The following is a 21314-nucleotide window of genomic DNA, read 5'->3' on the forward strand; positions in this document are numbered from 1 at the left end:
CTAGGAAGGAACTCATGCGAGTTGAAACAATAAGCTACCTGAAACGCAATGCAGCCGACCTGCCTCTTGATGAGCCATTGGTCGTCACGCAAAACGGTGTCCCGGCCTACGTGGTGGAGTCTTACGCTGATCGTAAGCGCCGCGATGAGTCAATTGCCTTGGTGAAGCTCCTGGCAATCAGCTCGCGCGAGTACTCCCAAGGCAAGCACTGTTCCACTGACGAACTCAAAGCCCGATTGAGCAGGAGGTTTGCCCAAAAATAAATAGGAGCATAAATGAATACGTTTGCACTACGCTTTACCGATGTTGCCCAGCAAAGCCTCGAAGATCAGGTTGAACATCTGGCTGTCTATCAGGGATTCTCATCAGCTGCTCAACGCATAGATTCCCTTATCGATGCCATCCAGGACAAGCTCCTGTCCACCCCGTTGGGCTATCCGGTCAGTCCTCAATTGAGTGAGCTGGGCGTACTGCACTATCGTGAGTTGAACACTGACGGATACCGGATCTTTTACGAGGTGATGGATTCTGATGGTATTACCGACATCAGCGTATTGCTCGTATTGGGTAGTAAACAGAGTGTTGAACAGGCACTGATCCGCTACTGTCTGCTACAGCCTATGTAGTGGCTGGATGGACAAAACACGCTTGTGCTACCCCATCCAGTCTAGTCTCTGACAGCGTCACATCATGAAAGGGAATGCGAGAAAGTCGCACTCCCTTTATGATGACTTTTTTATGTTAGCTTATAGTGCTCTGAAAGAAATAAGCAAAAAGTTCTGATTGAGATTTTATATTGAGCTTACTGTAAAAATTTCTTCGATGTACTTTAACTGTCTCTGGGGATACCGACAACTTTCCAGCAATTTCGCTATTTGAAAAACCACTCAAAGCCAGCTTTAAAACTTCAATTTCACGCCCCGTTAGTTGTGGAGCAAGCTCTATAATCTTGTCCTGCCATTGCTGGGGTCGAGAGCTTTCGTTTTCTTCAATATCAGAAGCTATACGTTGCTTCATCAAAGCCAATACCCATGGTTTGATTAAGTCGAATATAGCAATATGCTCCTGAGTAAACCGACTTTTGCTACCCATGGATAAGCAAAGTGTTCTTTCAGAGCCAAGCTGAACGTTATACTGAACTTCATCTACTGATACAAATTGTTCAAAATAAAGATGATAGTATTCTGTTTCCAAAAAGTGAGTCGGTGCAATATCCAAAAGATGAAAGAAACCGCTTTGCTGATTTTCTCGGTTAGCTATGTAGAAGGGGTCAAGCATGTATAGCCCTTTGACATATCGGTTGAGCAGCCCATCTATTTCTTCCTCGTCAGCGGTATCGGGATAGCAAATTGCCTGTACCCCTTCGCTGCCAAACATCAGCACAACCCAGTTGTCGACTGGTGCATATTCCTTCAGCAATCTGACTAGCGAATTCCAAAACTCAGGCCGGTTGAGCTTTTCTATAAGCTTCGCTATCGATCTGTGCCAAATTTGGCCCTGGAGCTGGTTTGGCATCGTCTACCCCTATTGGGTTATTTAAAACCTGACTTGATACGTTTATATTGCGCCCTCATGGATTCGGTACCTACCAATGGGGACTGACCAATGGCATGGAGTAAGCCTATGAAAAGCGTTCGTATGTTGACCATAATTACTACCTCTTTGTTCAGCGCTGGGCTAAATATTGCGATTGCGAGCCCAACCAGCGTGCATCTATACAACTGGTATGCCTTCATTGCACCAGATACCTCTAAAGAATTCGAGCACGAAACCGGCAGCAAACTGCTCATTGACTCCTTTGACAGCGCCGAGATCATGCAGAGCAAGGTCATGGCTGGGCGCACGGGGTATGACGTAGTAGTAGCTACCTCAAACGTGTTGCCGAGCTTGATCACTGCAGGAGTGCTCCAACCTCTGGATCGTAGCCAGCTCGGCAACTGGTCGCACCTTGATTCCGAAATACTGGCTAAGGTTTCTGTTAATGACCCTGGAAACCAGTACGCAGTGCCCTACCTTTGGGGGACTACCGGAATCGGATATGATGTCGATAAGATAAAGTCCGCACTAGGTGATGACGCTCCGGTGGATAGTTGGGATTTGGTGTTCAAGGAAGAAAATATTAGTAAGCTCCAGCAGTGCGGTGTAGCAATGCTCGACTCTCCGAGTGAAATTATTTCGATTGCCTTGCACTACCTTGGTCTGCCTCACAACAGCAAAAAACCAGACGACTATCAGAAAGCTCAAGCCTTATTGCTCAAGATTCGTCCTTATGTACGCTATTTTGACTCATCTAAAATTGATGCTGATCTGGCTGATGGTAATATTTGTATGGTTGTAGGATGGGCAAATGGTGCGCTTGCAGCGCAAGAGTTGAATGAGAAAAACAAAACTGGACGTCGGATAGCATACTCCATCCCTCGCGAAGGCGCTTTGGTATGGTCAGAGAATATGGTGTTGTTGGAGGATGCCCCTCATCCACAAGAAGGCATGGCGTTTATAAACTACATGTTGCGCCCTGAAGTGATTGCTAAAACTTCAAATCACACCCTTTACCCTAGTGCTAATAAAGATGCAAAGCAGTTTGTAGAGCCAAAACTTAGAAATAACGCTTCGGTTTACTTGGATAAAGATACTATTAGTAGGCTTTTCCCTTTAGAGCCCCTTCCGTTGAAGCTAGAGCGAATTCGCACACGCGCTTGGGTCAAAGTGAAGAGTGGTATTTAAGCCGGAAATTTTTGCCGTGAATATTGAGCGCGTTTTGCGTAGATTCGTCTAAGCAGAACGCTCAAGTGATGGTATAGATTCGAGGACAGAATCAGCTATGACTACCTCAGTCGCTGTACTAGAAAAACCACACCGGGATGAAATCAAAGAGCTGGTGAAACTCGTTAGAATGGATGAGAAATATGCTGCGTTGGTTGCAGACGGTTTCTTACCTCTAGATGTGCAATCGAGTATATATAACTTCCAGAGAAAAAGCCGTATAGAGGAGTTATCTCAAAAATATGGCCTGATTTAACGAGTTTTCATCTATTCAGACTGTGTCTTTTTGGACGGGTCATTGTATGCGATGAATTTATCGGTAAGACGGATGATTTCCTCAAGACTTTCAGGAGAATCGACCTGGTTGATTTTTTCTGAAAGTTCTTGTCGGAGCGATATCAATCGCGTGCGTAGAACATCTTGGCCACCAGGTAGCAGCTCTCCTGGAGAGACGTTGAAAACGGTTGCGATTCTTACCAACTGCTCGATGCCAGGCAGGTTTATGCCTCGTTCGTAACGTCCTATCAGCGGAGCGTCGCAGCCAATCTTTTCTGCCAAGTCCGCTTGGCTCAACGTAGAAGACTTCCGAAGGGCTTTGATTTTTGCTCCTACCACGCTCCTGAGAGTGTCCACAGTGTCTCCAAAAAAAACCAATAATTTCATCTGCTTGCGCCTTCACAAAGTCACAAATGTGTCTATTAGATACAAAAGTGTTTACTTTTTTTTCTGTTCCATCTATTTTGTTTCCTAGAAATCCGTTTCCTGATTGAGCTCCTTCGATCCAGAAGCGGATAGAGCCGGCTCTCCATGGCTCATGATTCTCCCCTGGGCCCAGCGGTTCCGGAATTCGAAAGAGCGCCTGATCAAAAGGTTCTGATTATGAAAAACTGGCACGTTTTGATGCATAATTCTGCCGTTTATCAGTCACTTATGACATTGATAGAACGGTTAGACGTTGAGGTGTATTCCCCCGTCAGAATTACCTCTCGCAAACGTACGGATCGCCCTTCGTCGATAGAAAAGGAGGTTCGTTTGTTTCCTGGCTATCTGCTGCTACGGTTCGATCCCGAGGTGACACACACCACAACCATCACAGCGTTGAATGGTGCTCATGGGTTCGTTCAGTTCGGCGGTCGAACCTGTGTTTTGCAGGACTCTACGGTAGAGGAATTAAAGGCTGCTTCGCTGATTCGATCTAACCGTTCACTCGATTGCATCGAGTTTCGCAATGTGCCGACAGAGCTAGAAAAAACGCTCCGTCTGATCATAGACATGAAATCTGAAGCTGCCCGCAGGGCGGCTTTCTTCGCGCTTCTGTCGCAGAACGCCGCGCTGGAGCGCCTTGTCGGGCGTTCTGGGACCGTTTTCTATTCGACGGTGAATGCCGCCTAGGCATTACCTATTTCCACGATTTCCCATTTCACCGCCAGGTCTCGCCTGGCGGTGTTTTTTTGCGTTCTCACAGCCCTTAGGAGTTCCCATGGCGTCATCCGAAGATGAAGCAACCACCAAGACATCAAGCGTATATATCCGACCGATCAGGGTGGAGGCGCTGAATAAGGCTGCGATACGGGTGAGCTATGAAACCCAAAGCTCCAGGCAGATTTCACCCTCGGAGCTCGCTCGGTATCTGATCGATAATTTTCTTGAAATGGCCGTTGGGCAGCTGATTGAAGACTCCAAAAAACCGGTACCCGGCAAACCTCTTACGGCCCCAGATTAAAAGGAACCTGTAATGCTCACCACCAGTGCCTTTCTGGCCCTGGCTATGCAATGCGCTCCCTCGATACACCCAGACACGCTGACCCCCATCGTCAAGACAGAATCCTCCTTCAATCCCTATGCCATCGGCGTGAGCGGCAAAGTGTTGCCGCGTCAACCGCAGAGCCTGGATGAAGCCGTATTGGCGGTGAAAAAGCTGGTCGCAGAGGGCGCTGACTTCAGCATCGGCCTAGGCCAAATCAACCGGCAGCATTTCGATGTCAGCCGACCCGAACCTGTGTTCGAACCCTGCACCAACTTGCGCATGGCAGCGCGAGAGCTACAGGCCTGCTACGTAAAGGCCAGGAAAACCGATCCTGATGTGCAAAGCGCTTTGCACAAAGCCATTTCCTGTTACTACAGCGGCAACCCCAAACGTGGCTTTAAGGCCGAGGCCGAATTTGGTGGCAGCAGCCACGTGCAACGTGTGTTGGCCAATGCAGGCACGACCACCGTGACGGTCCCTGCGCTGGAAGGCGGATCACCTGAACCAAACAAGCACCAGCGCGCTCAGGCTCCTGCGTCCACCGTTGATCCGACCTACGAAAGCTGGGACGTACTGCGCCAGTACCCGCGCTATCTGCCACCGGCAACACCGGCTGTTTCTGCTACTCCCGCTGCACCAGCTCCACCCGCTGCATCCACTGAAGAGCTCTCAACCACCCCCAAAGAGGATCAATGATGATCAAACGTACCCTTGTGCCAAACAAAGGCGAGCTGGGCATTCTGCTGGTGGCTCTGGCCTACCTGCCCGGTATCGCCTCCGCTGACTGGCTCACCACGCTGAACCAGTGGGGCAGCAATATCCGCCTGGGCCTTTACACCCTGGCGGGCACCCTGGGCCTGATTTGCCTGATCTGGTCAGGTGCCCAGTGGCTGATTGCTCGTTCCACGGGCGACCGCTCGCACACCTTCATGGACTACCTGGAGCAGGTAGGTGTGCTGCTGGTCGTTGGTGGATCTGTGCTCCTCGGCACAGCGGCTTGGCAGGTGTTCGGCACCGGCGTGCCGGGTTGACCAGGAGCGCTTATGGCCAGTAACGAAGTACTCAAGAAACTGACCTTCGAAAGCTACAACGCCATGAGTCGGCCTGCGATGTTCTGGAACATTCCCATCATGCCGATGGTGGGGTTGCTGATGGGCGGCTTGGTCTTCGGTGTTGCCGCGACGTTCCTGCTGTCTTGGGTGTGGGGCCTGGTTGCTGCCTCCCCGTTCCTGATTGCCCTCATTGCCTTGAGGGTCGTGGACCTGATCGATCCTCAGTATTTGCGCCGTATCCGCTTTGCACGGCGGCGTCTCTGGCTGAATCTCAAGTACGGCAAACCGTTATTGCTGACCCCTTTTAATCCGCAATGGAGCGAATTCTATGGCGCACGATTTTCACACAAGCGTTATGCCCCCGGAAAAGAAAGTGCCATTGATGCGCTATCCGGTCCACGAACACATGGTGACCCTACCCGGCAATCGCCTGGTGAGCCTGATCCAGTTAAAGGGGGTTTCCAGTGAAACCCGCAGTGATAACGAACTGATCCAACTGTTTCACAACCTCAACCGCTACTTCCTGGCCTTGGGCAAAAAGGAAGGCAAGCACCTGATGCTGCAAACCTACATCACCAAGACAGGCATCGAGCTGGACACGCAATACACCTTGCCGCTGCCCGCGCTGCAGGACTTCGTGGACGCTTACACCGCACCCTTTCGCAACGGCACCTTCTTCCAGGTCGGGTACAGCATTGCGCTGATCCTCAAGTACCGCGAGGTTGATGAAGGGATCGAGCGTATGAGCGACCTGTTGTCACTTTCCTCTACGTTGCTGGCCGAATATGACCCGGTCATCATGGGCCTTGAGGAAAGCGAACACGGTGCATTGTTCTCGCAGATCGGGCGCTACTTCAGCCTGTTGATTAACGGGCACGAAAAAGACGTGCTGGTCAGCGACACCCGCTTGGGTGACGCGATCATTGATAGCGTCACCAACTTCGAAAACTACGATTTTGTCGAGAACCGGCCCAATCGGGGTGGCCAGCGTTTCGCGACTACCTTTGACCTGCGCGACTACCCCAGTGGCGGGACCTACCCCGGTATGTGGGACGAGGCCATCGAGCAGCAGTTCGAGTTCACCCTGGTGCAAACGTTTCTGTTCGAAGACCGTAACAAGGCCAAGGACAAATTCAAAAAGCACGTGGCGGATCTGGGTTCGGTGGAGCGCGATTCAAAGCAAACCGAAGAGCTTGAAAATGCCATCGATGCCATCACCCTGGGCGACAAGGCGTTTGGTCGTTATCACGCCTCGCTGATCGTCTACGGCAACACCCCGGACCAGGCCATCGAGAACGGCACGAAAATGGCGTCGGTGTTCACGGTGCGTGACGCGACCTTTGTGCGTTCGACCATGAGCAACATCGACACCTGGTACACGCAGTTCCCCGGTGTGACCGAGGCCATGTACCCGATGATGAAGTCGACCGAGAACCTGGCGTGCAGCTTTTCCCTGCACTCCACGCCCACGGGCAAGGTCAAGGGCAACCCCATCGGTGATGGAACGGGCGTGATGCCGGTGCTGACGGTCAACAAGGCCTTATATGTGCTCAACGTGCATGACAGCCCACCCGGCCAGAACAACCTCGGTGAAATGCTGCCAGGTCATGCGGTTTACACAGGCCAAACGGGGGTGGGTAAAACCACCGCTGAGGCCATCCTGCTGACCTTTCTCAGCCGCTTCGATCCGCTGATTTTCAGCATCGACTACAACGAGTCTTTGAGACATCTGCTGTGTGGGTTGGGTGCCGAGTATTACACCGTGCAGCCTGGGCACTTCACCGGCGTCAACCCGTTTCAGTTTCACGACCGTCCTGGGTTGCGGCAAATGCTGAATGATCTGGTGCTGTGCTGCGCCGGTGGTCCAGCGAAGACCGATGAAGCCGACCAGCGCACGATCAAGGATTCGGTCGAAGCGGTCATGGCGCATACCAATGTGCGACTTCGGGGCATGTCGCTGCTGCTGCAAAACATCCCCCATCGGGGTGGCAATTGCCTGCACACCCGGCTGTCGAAATGGTGCCGTTTGGCCGGTGAAGGCCGCGAAGGTCAGTACGCCTGGGTTCTGGACTCGCCGATCAACCAGTTCAATGCGCAGACTTACCGGCGTCTGGCCTTTGACTGCACGCAGTTGCTCAAAAACGACTACGCCGAGAAGCACCCCGAAGTCATGGAAGCGTTTCTGAACACGTTGTTCTACATGAAACGCGAAATGCACGAAGCCCGCCCCGGCAATCTGCTGTTGAACGTGGTAGCCGAGTATTGGGCACCGCTGTCGTTCAAAAGCACGGCGGACGCAATCAAAGAGGTCCTGCAGAGCGGACGCATGCGCGGGGAAATCCTGATCATGGACACCCAGTACCCCGAGCAAGCACTGGCGACGCCTTACGCAGCAGCCGTCATTCAGCAAGTGACAACGCCTATCTGGCTCCCAAACAAGAAAGCCCAGGCCGAGAGCTACGCCAAGTTCGGCGTCACCGGCAAGGTGTTTGAGGCAGTGCGTGATATGGGACCGCTGAGCCGGGAAATGGTGGTGCAACAGGGGCACCAGACGGTGAAGCTGAAAATGGAGCTGGACGGTCCGCTCAAGTATTGGTTGCCGCTGTTATCCGCTACTCAAAAGAACCTGGCAGTGGCTGAACGTATTCGGCAACACCTGGGCACGACCGATCCCATGGTCTGGGTCGATGTGTTCCTGGTGGCCGAGGCCGTGCGCCAATGGTTGAACACCGACGATCCCGCTGTATGGCTGCCCGCGTTCGACTATGCCGAGGGCCTGCGCCAGTCCATGAAGACGCGGGATGCACAGCGCTGGATGCCGGCCTTTCAAAAAGCCTGGAAAGCCCTTCAGGAACAGAATGAAATCGAGGTTTCGTCATGAAAAATCACGTGATGGCTTACGCGCTTAGCGCGCTCATGTTGACCACAGTCCTGCCTGCTGCGCATGCGGCAGTACCAGGCGTTCCGGTCCTGGATCCGTCTAACCTGCTCGCGCTGAAGGCGAATGCGTTGGCCCAGGCCAAGCAGGCGATGGACGCGCTGAGCACGGCCAAAGACGCGATCACACAGACCGCGCAGCAATACAACCACTACAAAAGCATCATCACCGGCAACGACATGTTGGGTGGGTTCCTGAACGACCCAGCCTTGAACAAGGTCATGCCTCTGGGGGACTGGGCCGATGTGTATAGCACGGGACGGGATATCGCCAGTTTGCGTGACCGCTACGGCTTAACTTCGGATAATGCCAGCGTGCAGGCGAAATTCGATCAGATGATGTCGGCTGCCGATGCGCTGGAGCGCAATTACAACGCCAGCACTGAACGGGTCAAGAACGCCGAGCTGCTAAGAGCCCGGTTAAACGAGGTGCAGACCCCACAGCAGAAGGAGGATTTACAGCTGCGCTACCAGCAGGAGTTGATCGAGCTGCAAAACCAGCAGATGCGGCTGGCCAACATGCAGATGCTCCAGCAGCAGCAAGAGAAAATGGAAAATGAAAAACGTGCACAAGACATAAGTGATTACTATTTTGGGAAGTCAACTGTGATGCCCCAATAGACAAGGACTAGTGATATGAAATATCTGATTATAGCGTTTTCAATGGCATCGATGATTGCGATCAGCGGTTGCGATGACCACAGTCAGCAAAGCAAGGTTCAGGCCGCACGCGATGCTCGATATGTGGAGAATAAAAAACGCGAAGTTCAGATTCAGGACTTTTTAACCGGCAAAACTAAAGAATATCCTGTTTTCAAAGACGAGGTTCCACCCGATAAATAGATGCTGTTGCTAAAAGGTGTTATGCAATGCACATTACACAACAAATGTATGATTTTTGGGACTTGGCACTACAAAGTGTGGTACTAACCAAAATGTCCGTGGTTTTATTGGCTTTGAATGCGGCAGTAGGGACGTTTTGGTTGGTGCATTTCACATTCCGTAGCTTCAGTTGGATGTGGCAAGGCATGACTAGCACCTTCCAAGAGGTTTTTTTTGAAATTCTCAAGGTTGCGTTCATTTGCGGCTGTGCGTTCAACGTCCAATGGTACTGGAGCACTATAGTGCCGGTCATAACGGGCTTTCCATCATGGATGGGGGGTGTGCTTTCAGGGCAAGACGGTAGCCAGATGAACCAGATTGATTCTATGGTGGTCGTCTATCTTGAGAACTTAAATAAGCTGTTTGATATCTTCAAGGTTGATCTTTGGGATGTCGACCTCAAAACTATTTATCTTGGAGGGCAAGCGTTAGTTATTTATTTAATAGCTGGCATTCCATTCATGCTGACGGCCTCTGGCACAATCGTGGTGCTGAAAGCTGCCAGTACCGTCATAACAGCAGTCGGGCCATTGTTCATAGTCTTCGCTCTGTTTGCGCAAACGAAGCAATGGTTTTGGGGGTGGGTTTCAGTTATGGCAGGATTTATGCTGACCCAAGTGTTGTTCGCCGCGGTCATTGCATTGGAACTCAGCTTTATAAACTCGTACATCATAGTAAATGGCAAGATAGATCTGAGTCTTACAGGCAACTTTGTAATGCTTTTGTGCTTCTCGGCATTTACGCTTTTAGCCGTGGAACTGCCTAATTACGCGGCAACCATCATGGGAGGCACCCCTGTATCCGCTACTGGAATAGGAGGGATTATTGCAAAGGGTTCAGGACTTGGCAGTGCTATGAACAGTGCACGCGCAGCGAAAAGCATAGGTGAGAAGATCGCCGCCAAGATGAAAGGTCGTAACAAAATCTCTTAGCCCCTCGAACACAAGCTTTCAACTGCTCCCCCTCTCTCGCAACAACGGGTAATCCAACTATGAATTTCAAACTTGCTTTGAGCGGGCTGCTTTCGGCTGCCTTGCTGTCAGGGTGTGGCTCTGCACCCAAACTGTCCGAACCGGAAGGGCAATGGGAAGACATGCCCTTCACCCATGCCCCCGTGACAACGCCTGCTCCCGTGCCTGGCCGGGTGCTGCCAGCAGCGAGCCCTTCGCCCAAGGCCCAGTTGCTCAATACCACCAGTCCAAAGCGTTCGGCAACCGCCCCCCCGGCAAAGCCCGCCGAGGCCCCACCCAACGAATCCAAATGCTCCGCGAACTGATCCGCGCAGCACGTGTTTGTCCAGGTTTAGGTGACTTATGAAAAAGTTTCGAAAATCCAAAGAGGACGTGATCGAGCAGGAGCGGCAACTGGCCGCCCGTACCAGCATCGACGCGGCCACCGCACAAGAAATCAGCCTGGTTGAACAGGCTTGGATTCATGCAGCGCGGTTCTTTGAAAAAAGCATCGCCGCCGATGAAAAGGCCAAGACCAAACGAGCAACGCGGTTGAATTATGTGTTTGGGTCCATTGCCGTCATGTCAGTTGCCGCCGTGATGGGCCTGACCCCGCTCAAGACCGTTCAACTTGGCCTGGTACGGGTCGACAGAAACTCCGGCTACACGGATGTGGTGTGGGCCGACGACAAAGGCAAGCCACAAGAGCAGATCGATGACGAGTTCTGGCTTTCCGCGTACACGCGATTCCGCGAGAGCTACAACTTTTCGAGTAACGATGCCAATTACGGCATGGTCAAGTTGATGTCCTATGACGAGACCTTCACGGAGTACCGCAACTTCCAATTGTCCTCCAAGGGCTATCTGGAAGTGCTGGGGACCAACCGGCAAATACGCACGGATATCAACAATATCAACTTTCTTGAGCGTAAAGATCGGGAAGGCACAGCCCAGGTGCGAATCACCAAAACCGTGCTGGACCGCAACGGCATCCCCGATCCTCAGCTGCACCCGGTGACCTGGGTGGCCACAGTGACCTACGACTACAAAAACCCTGCGAAAAAAGCCGGTGACCAGTGGCTAAACCCCCGTGGCTTCGGGATCAAGGCCTACACAATGACCCAGGAAGTGGGGGTGTCCAATGGTAAATAAAGCCGCTTCAGGCCTCACCGCTTTGTTGCTTCTGACGTCCGGCCTACCGGCCTCTGCCGAGAGCATGGGCACCGGTTCATCACTGGATCGGCGCGTACAGGCGGCCATTTACTCCCCTGACGAGGTATTTAGGGTGCAAACGACAGTTGGCCGGGCATCGCTCATTCAGCTCCAATCCAACGAGACGATCAACCAAGATACGGGCCTCATGATCTCGGGCGATCCGAAAGCCTGGTCTATTGGCCCAAACAAAGCGGGCAACATGGTTTCGCTTAAGCCGATCACTGATCAGGAGCCGGATACGAACCTGACCATTAACACCAATCGGCGTACTTACCTGATTGAGCTGAAGCTGGTCAAGCGCAAACAAGACTCGACGTATCTACTGCGCTTCACCTACCCCGAGCCGCCGAAAAAGGCTGTCGCGGCTCGCCGTGACCCCAGCAACCCCTGCGACGGGCCGGTGCAAAACGGCCCCTATCAGAAGCGCTCCAATGCAGAGAGTCGATCCATAGCGCCCTATGAGGGCTGGGACAACGGCATGCTGACCTGCTTCCGCTTCACCGGCAATGGGCCGCGCCCGGTGCTGTACCAGGTTCTACCAGACGGCACCGAAACGGTGGCCGACATGCACAACGAACAGAACGTGGTCGTGGTGCATGGGGTCAGCCGATTGTTTCGGTTTCGCCTGAACGGTCTGCTTGTAGAGGCCCGGCCTACTGCTCAGGTGAACACGTGGTACAACTTCAACGGGACCACCACCGGCGAGATTCGGGAGCTCAAGCATGCAGAACAATGACAACGACCAGGCTCCGGAGAACACTCAAGGGCCGGACAGCATCGGGCCGCCCGAAGCAGCGTCCACCGCAGCTTCTCCAGAACCGGCCCCGGTCTCCGAGCCTTCTAGCACACAGGCCCGTGGGGCCTTTGACGTGCGGGCCAAACGATCAGGCGATGCCCAAAACAAGAGAACGCTTTACCTGGGCCTGGTCGGGCTGGTGTTGGTTGGTCTGCTGGTGATAGGTGGACTCTGGTACTTCACCATTTCCCAGATGAAAACCACCGGCTCCGAGGTCGATGAAACCAACGTCAAGAAGGACGCGACCCTGGACGTGAATCTGGGCAGCGACGACAGCATGAAAAAAGCACGGGAAGCCAAGCTGGCCGCTGACAAAGCTGAGGAGGAAAAGCGAGCCCGAGCGGAAAGAGAGCGATTGGCCAAAGAGCAAAAGGATAAAGAGGATGCTGAACGCGGAAGAACCGGGCAGGACCACGCCGGTAGTGCGCCGCCACCGCCCGGCTCGCCCGGCCAGAAACCGCCTGAGGAACTGACCCCCCGGCAACGCAAACTGGGAGGTGAAATGTGGGTCACCTTTGAAGACGCGCAGGGTACTGGTGCTGGGAATACTCAGCCGCAACAGCCGTCCGGCGAGCAGCCATCACTGCCGCCTTCAATGTTGGGCGACATTCAGGGCGGATCGAGCAGCGGTCTGGGTGGTGAATCGTCCAGCAGAAAACGCAGCAGCCTGAGCAACCTGGGCGGTACCGCCTTTGCCCCGGCCAAGGCGTACCTGGCACCGAACCGCAAGTACCTGGTCAGCCACAACACCTACACGCGCTGCGCGCTGTACACCGAAATCATCAGTACACACCCAGGAATGGTGGATTGTCGTCTGACCGATCCGCTGTATTCCGCTGATGGCTCCACGGTGATTGCGGCAGCAGGTGACAAGCTCACCGGTGAACAGACGGTTGAGGTTGGTCCAGGCGAAACTAGCGTGTTTACCACCTGGACCGAAATCGAAACCCAAGCGGGTGTGCGGGCCAAGATTGACAGCTTGGGTGCAGGCCCCATGGGAGCCAGCGGGACCGAAGCCTGGATCGATCGTCACTACATGCAGCGCTTTGGCGGTGCGGTGATGTTGTCGTTCATCCAGGACGCGCTTCAGGCCGCGTCCAACACGACGCAGAAAAGCTCGGGGTCCGGAGGCTACACGGTGAACAACAGCGAGCAGAACGTGGAGAGCATGGCCAACAAGGCGCTGGACAGCACCATCAACATTCCGGACACCGCGCATCTGCTGCCAGGCACGGTCATCACCGTCATCGTGGCCAGAGACATCGATTTTTCATCGGTTTTCGAGAACCGCTAAGGAGTATTCATGACGCAAGAACAAGGACTCACCGAAGACACCCTGGTTCTGGACTTCCTCGACCAGGCAGGCGTCACCGAGCGCCTGAATCGTCAGGGCACCAAGGACGTGGCCATCAACCGGCCTTACGAGCTGTGGGTGGACGGTAGAAACGGCTGGGAATATGAAGAAGCGCCTTGGCTCACCTACAACCTGTGCTGGCGGCTTGCCAATGCGCTCTGCGCGCTGAACTACCGCGTGCTGGCCCCTCATTCACCGATTCATACCGTGGAGCTGCCTGGCGGGGAGCGGGGCCAGATCGTCATGGCCCCGGCATGCGAGAAGGGCACACTGTCGACCACGTTTCGAAAACCCTCTTTGGATCGCTTCACCCATATGGATTACGTCAACAGTGGCCGCTATGACCGAGCCAGGGCCATCGCTTCGCCGATACTGACCCTGAAAGACTGGCAGCGCGACATGCAGGAGGCCCACGCGGCTGGCCACTGGCACCGGTTCATGGAAATCGCCATCGGCCATCGTCAGAACATCATCATTTTTGGCGGGCCGGGCTCGGGTAAAACCACCTACGGCAAGTCGCTGATCGACATGTTTCCGGTCAACCGCCGCATGATCACGATCCAGGAAATACTGGAGGACCCGATGCCCTTCCATCCCAACCATGTGCATCTGCTCTATGGCCATGTAGTGACGCCCAAAGCCTTGGTGGCCAGCGCGCTGCGCATGAAGCCCGACCACCTGTTTCTGGCCGAGCTGACGGGTGACGAGGTGTGGCACTTCATCGAGATTCTGAACACCGGCACCAAGGGCACCGTGACCACCGCGCACGCCAACGACAGTGAAGCGGGCTATGCCCGTGTGTGCGGTCTGGTGAAGCAATCGGAGGTCGGCAAGGGCCTGGATTACGACTACATCGAACGCCTGGTACGGACCTCATTCGACGTTGTGGTGTACATGGAAAACACCTACATCGAGGAAGTGCATTACGAACCCGAACACAAGCTGGCCTTGCTCAATGGCCAGCGTCAACGAGCTGCCTAGGAGAACGCCATGTGGTGGAAAATCTTGCTATCAATCGTGTTCATGATGGCTGTGTGCTTCGTTATCGGGCTGTACGCAGGGGGGGCTATGTATCTGCACCTGACCCAAGGTCACTTCGCGGGCTTGGCCTGGGACACGCTATGGGAGACCCGCAAGCTGGCCTGGAACGACCGGCGGATGCTGTACGTGCCGTGGTCATGGTGTGTGACGGCTGCCCTCACCTTCTTGCCAGTAGGCATCACGCTGATGGCCCTTTTCGTGCGCTTGAAGCCCAAAACCTCGCTACACGGTGATGCCCGCTTTGCCAACAACCGCGAGCTGCGCCAGTTCGAGTACCAGGGTGAATACAAGAACACCAGCAAGTAGGTATTGCACCCACATCACCGCCTGATACACCCGCCCTTACCAACCCTTTCCATGCACTGCCACGCAGACAGCTATCAGCCGCCTGGGGCCGAGCTGTGTCCGGAAGCACCTTGCAGGAGATTCCCAATGGAACAATCAAAAGAATCGAAACCCCTTCTCTTTCTGGGTTTGCCCTTGCCCATTGCGCTGGGCGTTGTCTTCGTCATTGCAGCCTGGCTGGGGATTTGTATCGCACTCGCTCAGCTCAATGAGATCAGTGCATCGCTCAGGCAGATCCAGGCCAATCAGCAGGTGGCTATCGCCCTGCAACAAAGCCTCGACGCCCAGGCGATTGAGCGTCGAGCAGGTGTCCGCTGATGGCCAGAGCTAAATCCAAACCCATCAGCCCGACCAACCCTCAAAAGCGGATCGAGGAGCATCCCGCTTTCCTCTTGGGCAAGCACCCCACGGAGGATTCGTTTCTGGCCAGCTACGGGCAGCAGTTCGTGATGCTGGCAGCACCACCGGGTACCGGCAAAGGGGTCGGGGCTGTGATCCCCAACCTGCTCAGCTATCCCGATTCCATGGTGGTCAACGATCCGAAATTTGAAAACTGGGAAATCACCTCGGGTTTCCGGGCTGCTGCCGGGCACAAAGTCTATCGCTTTTCCCCTGAACGCCTGGAGACGCACCGCTGGAATCCACTGAGCGCGATAAACCGCGATCCGCTCTACCGGCTGGGGGAAATTCGCACGATCGCCAGAGTGCTGTTTGTCTCCGACAACCCAAAGAACCAGGAGTGGTACAACAAGGCAGGCAACGTCTTCACCGCCGTACTGCTGTTTCTGATGGAAACGCCGGAAATGCCTTTCACGTTGCCTCAGGCCTACGAAATTGGCTCTTTGGGTACCGGGATGGGTACGTGGGCCCAACAGATTATCGAGCTGCGCAGCACCGGCCCTAATGCGCTCTCTTTTGAAGCCCTTCGTGAGCTTAATGGTGTATTCGAGGCCTCGAAAAACAAGAGCAGCGGTTGGTCCACCACCGTGGATATCGTGCGTGACGTGTTGTCGGTGTATGCCGAGAAGACGGTGGCATGGGCAGTGTCGGGAGATGACATCGACCTGTCGAAAGCCCGAGAAGAAAAGATGACCGCGTACTTCAGCGTCACCGAGGGTTCGCTGAAGAAGTATGGCCCGCTGATGAATCTGTTCTTCACACAGGCCATACGGCTCAATTCCAAGGTCATTCCCGAGCAAGGCGGGCACTGTGCAGACGGCACGCTACGGTACAAGTACCAGCTGGCCCTATTGATGGATGAGCTGGCCATCATGGGCCGTATTGAAATCTTGGAGACTGCGCCCGCCTTGACCCGAGGCGCGGGGCTGAGGTTCTTCTTCATTTTCCAGGGTAAGGATCAGCTGCGAGCTATCTATGGTGAGGAAGCTGCCAACGCCATCATGAAGGCGATTCACAATGAAATCGTGTTCGCCCCTGGTGATATTAAGCTGGCCGAGGAGTACAGCAGGCGCTTGGGTAATACCACCGTGCGCGTCCATAACCAGTCATTGAACAGGCAGAAGCATCAGGTTGGGGCTCAAGGGCAAACAGACAGCTACAGCGAACAGCCCCGGCCCTTGATGCTGCCCCAAGACATCAACGAGCTGCCTTATGACAAACAGTTAATCTTCGTACAGGGGACCAAAACCACGCCCGCCCTGAAGATTTTGGCTCGCAAGATTTTTTACTACGAGGAAGAGGTGTTCAGGTCGCGAGAAAAGCTGCCGCCGCCGCCCTTGCCCGTGGGGGATGCCTCCAAGATCGACGCGTTAACCGTACCGGTGCGCACCGTCGAAGCCAAGGTGGCAGTGGCAGACACCAAGCCCATGCAGGCCGAACAACGGCAGCGCTGGAATCCCAGAGATACAAAAGCCTCAGCAACCGAAGTGGCTCAGGCCGAAGCGGACAAAGCCCAGCCAGTTGAGGTCGAGCCGGATCCAGAGCCTGTGCAGGCTGACGACACCTCCGAACCGATGTAGTCCCCTCACCGACGCACCCAAGCGCCTGCAGGAGCAAAACATGAATACCTACAGCAAAACGGCTGACCGCCAGGGTCAGGCCGCTGGCAACGCCGTGCCTGGTCGCGGCAAAACGCGGGTCTGCGCGCTGTTCGCAGTGTGCCTGATGGGCAGTGGCTCAGCCTTCGCCGGTGACCCGTGCAAGTCCGTACTTTGCCTCTACGGCAAGTTCACCGGCAACAGCGGTGGCAACGAGTGCCTCAGCGCCGAGCTGGACTACTTCAGCATCCTGGTCAAGAAGCACGGGAACATCAAATGGAGCGAAACCGCTTCGATGCGCCAGGACTATCTCAACAGCTGCCCCAGCGCTGATCGTGGCTACACCAAAAAAATCAACGACAAGTTCGGCAAGGTCCAGGGCTAAGCCCCAGATCATAAGAAGGAGAACACCATGCGAGTATTCATTGCGGAAAAGCCCGCCCTGGGCCAGGTCATTGCCGAGGCGCTGGGCACCGTCATACGCAAGGACGGCTATTTCGAGTGCGGTAGCAACGATATCGTCACCTGGTGCGTGGGCCACCTGCTCGAACTGGCCCCGCCCGAGGTGCACAACCCCGATTATAAAAACTGGGTTCAGGCCGACCTGCCCCTGAAGCTGCGTCCGGCCAAGTACCAGCCCATCGCACGCACCAAGGACCAGCTGAGCATCGTCCAGCAGATGATCGGTCGCGCTTCGGAAATCGTCCACGCCGGTGATCCGGACGATGAAGGCCAGCTGCTGGTCGACGAGGTCCTGGTGCATTTCGGCAACACCGCGCCGGTCAAACGTATCTTGATCAACGACATGAACGCCAATGCCGCCCGCAAAGCGTTGGACGGCCTGCGCGACAACACCGAGTTTTACGGCCTGTTCCAGAAGGCACTGGCCCGCAGCATCGGTGATCAGTTGTATGGATTCAATATGACTCGCGCCTGCACCCTGGCCGGTAGGGCCAAGGGCGTCAAAAGCGTGTTGTCAGTGGGACGCGTGCAGACCCCGATCCTGGGGCTGATCGTGAATCGCTACCTGGCCAACAAGGGTCACGCCAGTGCGTTTTACTACACGGTTGCGGCAAGCCTGGCCTTTGGTAGCAGTCGTCCCCAGGCCCGCCTCGTGGTGGCCGCGGATGCCCCCATCGATGACAAGAACCGCATCATCGACGAGGCGTATGCCACGCAGGTAGCCGACGCGTGCCGAATGAAGCCTGCGGACGTGATCGAGGCCCGTGTGGAGGAGAAGCAAACCCCGGCACCCTTGCCGTTCGCGTTGCTCGACCTGCAGGTCTACATGAGCAAGACCCACAGCATCGATGCCGAGAAAACCCTAGCCCTGACCCAGGCGCTGCGCGAGAAGTACAAGGCCATCACCTACAACCGTTCCGATTGCAGCTACCTGTCCGACGAACAATTTGCCGAGGCTCCGGAGACCTTGAGCCTGCTAAGTCAGGCCCTGCCAGATTTGGCCGGGATGTTCACCGAGGTGAATTCGGAACGTAAAAGCCGGGCGTTTGACGACAGCAAGGTCTCGGCGCACACCGCGATCATCCCAACGGCAGTGAAGATCGACATTGCCCAGCTAAGTGACGATGAACGCGCCGTGTACCTGGCCATCGTCAAACGCTACGTCGCGCAGTTCTTGCCCGAGAAACGCTACCTCAGTGCCGAGGTGCGTTTTGGCGTGAACGGACACACCTTCGTTGCGCGCTCCACCAAAGTGACGCAGCCAGGGTGGACGGCGCAGGTCACTGAAGAAAACGAGCAAGACGAAGACGCGTCGGACGCCGCCGAGGTCGCCAGCCCCTTCGATGCTCTGGCGGATATGAAAGTCGGTGACGCCGGGGTATGCGATGGCATTACGGTGGCCAAAGAAAAGACCAAGCCCCTGCCGCTTTATACCGAAGCCACGTTGCTCAAGGATCTGCAGCGCGTGGCCAAGTATGTGAAAGACCCGCGCATCAAGCAGCTGCTGATCGACCGTGACCAAGGCAAGAAAGGCGAGAACGGCGGCATTGGCACCCCGGCGACACGAGGTGCGGTACTGGCCAAGCTGCAGGAGCGGGGTTTCTACGCAGTAGAGAAGAAAAAACTGATCCCCACCGCGTTGGGGCTTGAGTTCATCGCCGCGCTGCCAGCGATTGCGACCACGCCGGACATGACCGCGCTCTGGCATGAACAGCAACAGATGATCGAGGCCGGTGAACTGACCGTCGACGCGTTCCTGGACGAGCTGGAGTCCTTCATTGCCCACCAGGTGCATAACGTCGATCTGGGCAACGTGCAGGGTGACGGTAAGCCGGTATTGGACAGCCTAAATGCTCAGTGCCCCATGTGCGGCAATGAACTGGCCGTCACCCCGCGAGTGATCGGCTGTCGCGCCTGCGCGTTCAAGTTCTACCCGGAAGTCAGCGGCAAGATGCTGTCCCCTGGCCAGATCGAGGCGCTGCTGACGACGGGCAAGACCGGTTTACTGAAGGGCTTTCACAACAAGAAGACCGGCAAGTCCTTTGAAGCAGCCCTGAAGCTCAACCACGAAGCCAAGCTGGAATTCGTATACAGCCGCAAACCCACGCGCGCATGACCCCTCTCCTCAACGGAGGCATTTGCTATGTCAGACGAGAAATTACCCAAGGGAGCGTATGCCGCCCTTGAAGCGCTTCAGGCCCAGGCTGTAGCCGTAACAGCTTCGATTCCAAGCAATGACCTTGAAGCTGTGGCATTGGGCCGCAAAGCACTTGCGGACGCTCAGGCACAAATGGCGAAACATCCGAATTGGGTGGCCAAGATCATCAAGGCGCTGCTGATAGCCCCATTCGACGAAGTCACCATCCTGACCGCAGACGCTGATTGGCTTGCACAGACCTTTACCGAACGTGTTGCTCAGTGGCCACCTGGTGACACGATGACTGCGCACTGCCCCAACTGCGAAACCCCCGCAACTGTCGATATCGTCAACGTCAGGAAGTGGGAAATGACTTGGCGTCCAGTGGATTGCGACACCTGTTTTGCCGAGTTTGAGTTGTCGGCAGACGGCACAACAGCCTTGATATTGGCCCCTGCTGCGCAGTCTTCGGCCCGGGGCCGCGAGCTGTTGAACACGACAATCCATTTTGATCCCGACGCCAGTAAAAACGCCCCCTACACCACTGCCGTTGAAATCTTGCTTGGTGGTGTGGGCCGTCTGATGTTTCCCGATGGCACCGAGCAGTTCGTGGACGATGACGCCGAACCGGCGCTGATCTATTCGCCACGCCTTCAGCCCGACGCCCTGGAGCAGTTCTGCGAAGAACACATGGATCGCTACGAGCGTTTTCATGAGGAACACGAAGCGCAATTGGCAGGCTTCGAACGTATCGCCATGGACGCCTTTTGGTAAATCCATAGGTCTCGTAACCCCCCTCAAATCCCTTTAAGCACTCATTGAAGAAGGAGCGCAATCATGGCGCGTGGCATCAATAAAGTGATCCTGGTAGGCACCTGCGGGCAAGATCCGGAAGTGCGTTACCTGCCCAATGGCAATGCGGTGACCAACCTGAGCCTGGCCACCAGCGAGCAATGGACCGACAAGCAGAGCGGGCAGAAGGTCGAGAAGACCGAATGGCACCGCGTCTCGATGTTTGGCAAGGTGGCCGAAATCGCCGGCGAATATCTGCGCAAGGGCTCGCAGGTCTACATCGAGGGCAAGCTGCAAACCCGCGAATGGGAGAAGGACGGCATCAAGCGCTACACAACCGAAATCGTCGTGGACATGCAGGGCACGATGCAGCTGCTGGGTGGCCGTCCACAGGGCGACTCCCCACAAGGGCAGAACGGCCATGGCAGCGGTGACAGTGATCACCAAGAACCCCCTCGGCAGCAAGCTCCCCAGCAGGCGGCACCGGAAAAACCGTCCGGCAAGGGCAAAGCGGCACCAAAACCGCCACGTGCATCAGGCAAGCAGGCACAGGCCAAAGCGCCCGAACCGCAACCCGCTGGGGATTTTGACGGCGGTGATGACAAGATCCCGTTCATGGACCCCTATCGGTTCAACTGGATGCTGGTCTGACCCATCCGCACAGCGATCTTGCCCACGTCAGGTGCCGCGCTCCCGGCTCGTCGTGACGCGCTTTATCGTCGCGGCGAACGGAAGCACGGGCGCAGCGCACACTTGACGCTACCACGACCAGAAAAGGCTTACCGCAGGAGTGTGGGGTAGCTTCACCACCCCGCGCTCCTGAGGTCAACGCGGCCGTTGCGAG

At 55.3% G+C, this 21314-nt stretch carries 27 protein-coding genes; 25 read left to right on the forward strand and 2 right to left on the reverse strand.

Annotated elements, in window-relative coordinates; all coding sequences use genetic code 11:
* The first annotated feature begins 14 nt into the window (after positions 1-14).
* The gene (locus MME58_RS26950) at positions 15-263 is read left to right on the forward strand and encodes a type II toxin-antitoxin system prevent-host-death family antitoxin (protein WP_004662018.1); all 249 of its coding nucleotides are present in this window, start codon (positions 15-17) and stop codon (positions 261-263) included.
* 12 nt (positions 264-275) lie between these two features.
* On the forward strand, positions 276-626 hold the full coding sequence (locus MME58_RS26955; RefSeq protein WP_020304269.1) for a type II toxin-antitoxin system RelE/ParE family toxin: 351 nt from the start codon (positions 276-278) through the stop codon (positions 624-626).
* Positions 627-741: 115 nt separating this feature from the next.
* On the opposite strand, the gene MME58_RS26960 is transcribed toward MME58_RS26955, so the two are convergent.
* Complete coding sequence (locus tag MME58_RS26960) at positions 742-1515, reverse strand: helix-turn-helix transcriptional regulator (RefSeq protein ID WP_055005858.1); 774 nt, start codon at positions 1513-1515, stop codon at positions 742-744.
* A gap of 108 nt (positions 1516-1623) precedes the next feature.
* On the opposite strand from MME58_RS26960, the gene MME58_RS26965 reads away from it, so the two are divergent.
* Together MME58_RS26965 and MME58_RS26970 are read left to right on the forward strand one after the other, a co-directional pair.
* On the forward strand, positions 1624-2724 hold the full coding sequence (locus tag MME58_RS26965) for a polyamine ABC transporter substrate-binding protein (protein ID WP_055005859.1): 1101 nt from the start codon (positions 1624-1626) through the stop codon (positions 2722-2724).
* 97 nt (positions 2725-2821) lie between these two features.
* Complete coding sequence (locus tag MME58_RS26970; RefSeq protein ID WP_020304272.1) at positions 2822-3019, forward strand: hypothetical protein; 198 nt, start codon at positions 2822-2824, stop codon at positions 3017-3019.
* Positions 3020-3030: 11 nt separating this feature from the next.
* On the opposite strand, the gene MME58_RS26975 is transcribed toward MME58_RS26970, so the two are convergent.
* A complete protein-coding gene (locus MME58_RS26975; protein WP_055005860.1) occupies positions 3031-3426 on the reverse strand; it encodes a helix-turn-helix domain-containing protein in 396 nt (131 codons plus the stop codon).
* 216 nt (positions 3427-3642) lie between these two features.
* On the opposite strand from MME58_RS26975, the gene MME58_RS26980 reads away from it, so the two are divergent.
* The 21 genes from MME58_RS26980 to MME58_RS27080 all read left to right on the forward strand — a co-directional run bounded on the left by MME58_RS26980 (position 3643) and on the right by MME58_RS27080 (position 21121).
* Positions 3643-4155, forward strand: coding sequence for a transcription termination/antitermination NusG family protein (locus MME58_RS26980; RefSeq protein ID WP_055005870.1), 513 nt, complete (start codon positions 3643-3645; stop codon positions 4153-4155).
* Positions 4156-4243: 88 nt separating this feature from the next.
* A complete protein-coding gene (locus MME58_RS26985; protein ID WP_055005861.1) occupies positions 4244-4486 on the forward strand; it encodes a hypothetical protein in 243 nt (80 codons plus the stop codon).
* Between the two features lie 12 nt (positions 4487-4498).
* Positions 4499-5206, forward strand: coding sequence for a lytic transglycosylase domain-containing protein (locus MME58_RS26990; protein ID WP_055005862.1), 708 nt, complete (start codon positions 4499-4501; stop codon positions 5204-5206).
* A complete protein-coding gene (locus tag MME58_RS26995) occupies positions 5206-5541 on the forward strand; it encodes a hypothetical protein (protein ID WP_025391077.1) in 336 nt (111 codons plus the stop codon). The genes MME58_RS26990 and MME58_RS26995 overlap by 1 nt, the downstream gene beginning before the upstream one ends.
* Positions 5542-5553: 12 nt before the next feature.
* Positions 5554-6030, forward strand: coding sequence for a VirB3 family type IV secretion system protein (locus MME58_RS27000; RefSeq protein WP_055005863.1), 477 nt, complete (start codon positions 5554-5556; stop codon positions 6028-6030).
* Positions 5945-8443, forward strand: a complete 2499-nt coding sequence (locus MME58_RS27005; RefSeq protein ID WP_233591032.1) for a VirB4 family type IV secretion system protein — start codon at positions 5945-5947, stop codon at positions 8441-8443. Before MME58_RS27000 ends, MME58_RS27005 begins: the two co-directional genes overlap by 86 nt.
* Positions 8440-9120 carry a P-type DNA transfer protein VirB5 gene (virB5, locus tag MME58_RS27010; protein ID WP_055005865.1) on the forward strand — a complete coding sequence of 227 codons (681 nt, stop codon included), beginning with the start codon at positions 8440-8442 and terminating at the stop codon, positions 9118-9120. Before MME58_RS27005 ends, virB5 begins: the two co-directional genes overlap by 4 nt.
* A 15-nt stretch (positions 9121-9135) precedes the next feature.
* The gene (locus tag MME58_RS27015) at positions 9136-9342 is read left to right on the forward strand and encodes a hypothetical protein (RefSeq protein WP_005782472.1); all 207 of its coding nucleotides are present in this window, start codon (positions 9136-9138) and stop codon (positions 9340-9342) included.
* Positions 9343-9368: 26 nt separating this feature from the next.
* Positions 9369-10313, forward strand: a complete 945-nt coding sequence (locus MME58_RS27020) for a TrbL/VirB6 family protein (RefSeq protein WP_055005866.1) — start codon at positions 9369-9371, stop codon at positions 10311-10313.
* Between the two features lie 59 nt (positions 10314-10372).
* Complete coding sequence (locus MME58_RS27025) at positions 10373-10657, forward strand: conjugal transfer protein (RefSeq protein ID WP_082427332.1); 285 nt, start codon at positions 10373-10375, stop codon at positions 10655-10657.
* A gap of 37 nt (positions 10658-10694) precedes the next feature.
* Positions 10695-11483, forward strand: a complete 789-nt coding sequence (locus MME58_RS27030) for a VirB8 family type IV secretion system protein (RefSeq protein WP_010199854.1) — start codon at positions 10695-10697, stop codon at positions 11481-11483.
* Complete coding sequence (virB9, locus tag MME58_RS27035; protein ID WP_055005867.1) at positions 11473-12282, forward strand: P-type conjugative transfer protein VirB9; 810 nt, start codon at positions 11473-11475, stop codon at positions 12280-12282. Before MME58_RS27030 ends, virB9 begins: the two co-directional genes overlap by 11 nt.
* Positions 12269-13636, forward strand: coding sequence for a TrbI/VirB10 family protein (locus tag MME58_RS27040; protein WP_055005868.1), 1368 nt, complete (start codon positions 12269-12271; stop codon positions 13634-13636). The genes virB9 and MME58_RS27040 overlap by 14 nt, the downstream gene beginning before the upstream one ends.
* A gap of 9 nt (positions 13637-13645) precedes the next feature.
* Positions 13646-14677 carry a P-type DNA transfer ATPase VirB11 gene (gene virB11 / locus MME58_RS27045; protein WP_104742476.1) on the forward strand — a complete coding sequence of 344 codons (1032 nt, stop codon included), beginning with the start codon at positions 13646-13648 and terminating at the stop codon, positions 14675-14677.
* A 9-nt stretch (positions 14678-14686) separates the two neighbouring features.
* Positions 14687-15043, forward strand: a complete 357-nt coding sequence (locus MME58_RS27050; RefSeq protein WP_010217013.1) for a hypothetical protein — start codon at positions 14687-14689, stop codon at positions 15041-15043.
* A gap of 126 nt (positions 15044-15169) precedes the next feature.
* The gene (locus tag MME58_RS27055; RefSeq protein ID WP_055007055.1) at positions 15170-15400 is read left to right on the forward strand and encodes a hypothetical protein; all 231 of its coding nucleotides are present in this window, start codon (positions 15170-15172) and stop codon (positions 15398-15400) included.
* Positions 15400-17061: a type IV secretory system conjugative DNA transfer family protein gene (locus tag MME58_RS27060; protein ID WP_055007056.1), complete on the forward strand. Its 1662-nt coding sequence runs from the start codon at positions 15400-15402 to the stop codon at positions 17059-17061. The genes MME58_RS27055 and MME58_RS27060 overlap by 1 nt, the downstream gene beginning before the upstream one ends.
* A 40-nt stretch (positions 17062-17101) precedes the next feature.
* Positions 17102-17464 carry a TrbM/KikA/MpfK family conjugal transfer protein gene (locus tag MME58_RS27065; RefSeq protein ID WP_055007057.1) on the forward strand — a complete coding sequence of 121 codons (363 nt, stop codon included), beginning with the start codon at positions 17102-17104 and terminating at the stop codon, positions 17462-17464.
* Between the two features lie 27 nt (positions 17465-17491).
* Positions 17492-19657 (forward strand): type IA DNA topoisomerase, encoded by a 2166-nt coding sequence (locus MME58_RS27070; RefSeq protein WP_104742477.1) that lies wholly within the window; start codon positions 17492-17494, stop codon positions 19655-19657.
* 27 nt (positions 19658-19684) lie between these two features.
* On the forward strand, positions 19685-20452 hold the full coding sequence (locus tag MME58_RS27075; protein ID WP_055007059.1) for a hypothetical protein: 768 nt from the start codon (positions 19685-19687) through the stop codon (positions 20450-20452).
* 63 nt (positions 20453-20515) lie between these two features.
* A complete protein-coding gene (locus MME58_RS27080) occupies positions 20516-21121 on the forward strand; it encodes a single-stranded DNA-binding protein (RefSeq protein WP_055007060.1) in 606 nt (201 codons plus the stop codon).
* Positions 21122-21314: the final 193 nt, after the last annotated feature.

It is taken from the genome of Pseudomonas syringae pv. tagetis (assembly GCF_022557255.1).
GTDB classification, from domain to species: Bacteria; Pseudomonadota; Gammaproteobacteria; order Pseudomonadales; family Pseudomonadaceae; genus Aquipseudomonas; species Aquipseudomonas caricapapayae.

Excerpts from the sequence above, each read along its gene's own strand:
- MME58_RS27080 (WP_055007060.1), top strand. The coding sequence starts at position 20,516 with ATGGCGCGTGGCATCAATAAAGTGATCCTGGTAGGCACCTGCGGGCAA.
- MME58_RS27055 (WP_055007055.1), top strand. The coding sequence starts at position 15,170 with ATGGAACAATCAAAAGAATCGAAACCCCTTCTCTTTCTGGGTTTGCCC.
- MME58_RS26965 (WP_055005859.1), top strand. The coding sequence starts at position 1,624 with ATGAAAAGCGTTCGTATGTTGACCATAATTACTACCTCTTTGTTCAGC.
- MME58_RS27015 (WP_005782472.1), top strand. The coding sequence starts at position 9,136 with ATGAAATATCTGATTATAGCGTTTTCAATGGCATCGATGATTGCGATC.
- MME58_RS27005 (WP_233591032.1), top strand. The coding sequence starts at position 5,945 with ATGCGCTATCCGGTCCACGAACACATGGTGACCCTACCCGGCAATCGC.
- MME58_RS27030 (WP_010199854.1), top strand. The coding sequence starts at position 10,695 with ATGAAAAAGTTTCGAAAATCCAAAGAGGACGTGATCGAGCAGGAGCGG.
- virB5 (WP_055005865.1), top strand. The coding sequence starts at position 8,440 with ATGAAAAATCACGTGATGGCTTACGCGCTTAGCGCGCTCATGTTGACC.
- MME58_RS26955 (WP_020304269.1), top strand. The coding sequence starts at position 276 with ATGAATACGTTTGCACTACGCTTTACCGATGTTGCCCAGCAAAGCCTC.
- MME58_RS27040 (WP_055005868.1), top strand. The coding sequence starts at position 12,269 with ATGCAGAACAATGACAACGACCAGGCTCCGGAGAACACTCAAGGGCCG.
- MME58_RS27025 (WP_082427332.1), top strand. The coding sequence starts at position 10,373 with ATGAATTTCAAACTTGCTTTGAGCGGGCTGCTTTCGGCTGCCTTGCTG.
- MME58_RS26975 (WP_055005860.1), bottom strand. The coding sequence starts at position 3,426 with ATGAAATTATTGGTTTTTTTTGGAGACACTGTGGACACTCTCAGGAGC.
- MME58_RS27060 (WP_055007056.1), top strand. The coding sequence starts at position 15,400 with ATGGCCAGAGCTAAATCCAAACCCATCAGCCCGACCAACCCTCAAAAG.
- MME58_RS26995 (WP_025391077.1), top strand. The coding sequence starts at position 5,206 with ATGATCAAACGTACCCTTGTGCCAAACAAAGGCGAGCTGGGCATTCTG.
- MME58_RS27075 (WP_055007059.1), top strand. The coding sequence starts at position 19,685 with ATGTCAGACGAGAAATTACCCAAGGGAGCGTATGCCGCCCTTGAAGCG.
- MME58_RS26950 (WP_004662018.1), top strand. The coding sequence starts at position 15 with ATGCGAGTTGAAACAATAAGCTACCTGAAACGCAATGCAGCCGACCTG.
- virB9 (WP_055005867.1), top strand. The coding sequence starts at position 11,473 with ATGGTAAATAAAGCCGCTTCAGGCCTCACCGCTTTGTTGCTTCTGACG.
- MME58_RS27065 (WP_055007057.1), top strand. The coding sequence starts at position 17,102 with ATGAATACCTACAGCAAAACGGCTGACCGCCAGGGTCAGGCCGCTGGC.
- MME58_RS27000 (WP_055005863.1), top strand. The coding sequence starts at position 5,554 with ATGGCCAGTAACGAAGTACTCAAGAAACTGACCTTCGAAAGCTACAAC.
- MME58_RS27050 (WP_010217013.1), top strand. The coding sequence starts at position 14,687 with ATGTGGTGGAAAATCTTGCTATCAATCGTGTTCATGATGGCTGTGTGC.
- virB11 (WP_104742476.1), top strand. The coding sequence starts at position 13,646 with ATGACGCAAGAACAAGGACTCACCGAAGACACCCTGGTTCTGGACTTC.
- MME58_RS27020 (WP_055005866.1), top strand. The coding sequence starts at position 9,369 with ATGCACATTACACAACAAATGTATGATTTTTGGGACTTGGCACTACAA.
- MME58_RS26980 (WP_055005870.1), top strand. The coding sequence starts at position 3,643 with ATGAAAAACTGGCACGTTTTGATGCATAATTCTGCCGTTTATCAGTCA.
- MME58_RS27070 (WP_104742477.1), top strand. The coding sequence starts at position 17,492 with ATGCGAGTATTCATTGCGGAAAAGCCCGCCCTGGGCCAGGTCATTGCC.
- MME58_RS26990 (WP_055005862.1), top strand. The coding sequence starts at position 4,499 with ATGCTCACCACCAGTGCCTTTCTGGCCCTGGCTATGCAATGCGCTCCC.
- MME58_RS26985 (WP_055005861.1), top strand. The coding sequence starts at position 4,244 with ATGGCGTCATCCGAAGATGAAGCAACCACCAAGACATCAAGCGTATAT.
- MME58_RS26960 (WP_055005858.1), bottom strand. The coding sequence starts at position 1,515 with ATGCCAAACCAGCTCCAGGGCCAAATTTGGCACAGATCGATAGCGAAG.
- MME58_RS26970 (WP_020304272.1), top strand. The coding sequence starts at position 2,822 with ATGACTACCTCAGTCGCTGTACTAGAAAAACCACACCGGGATGAAATC.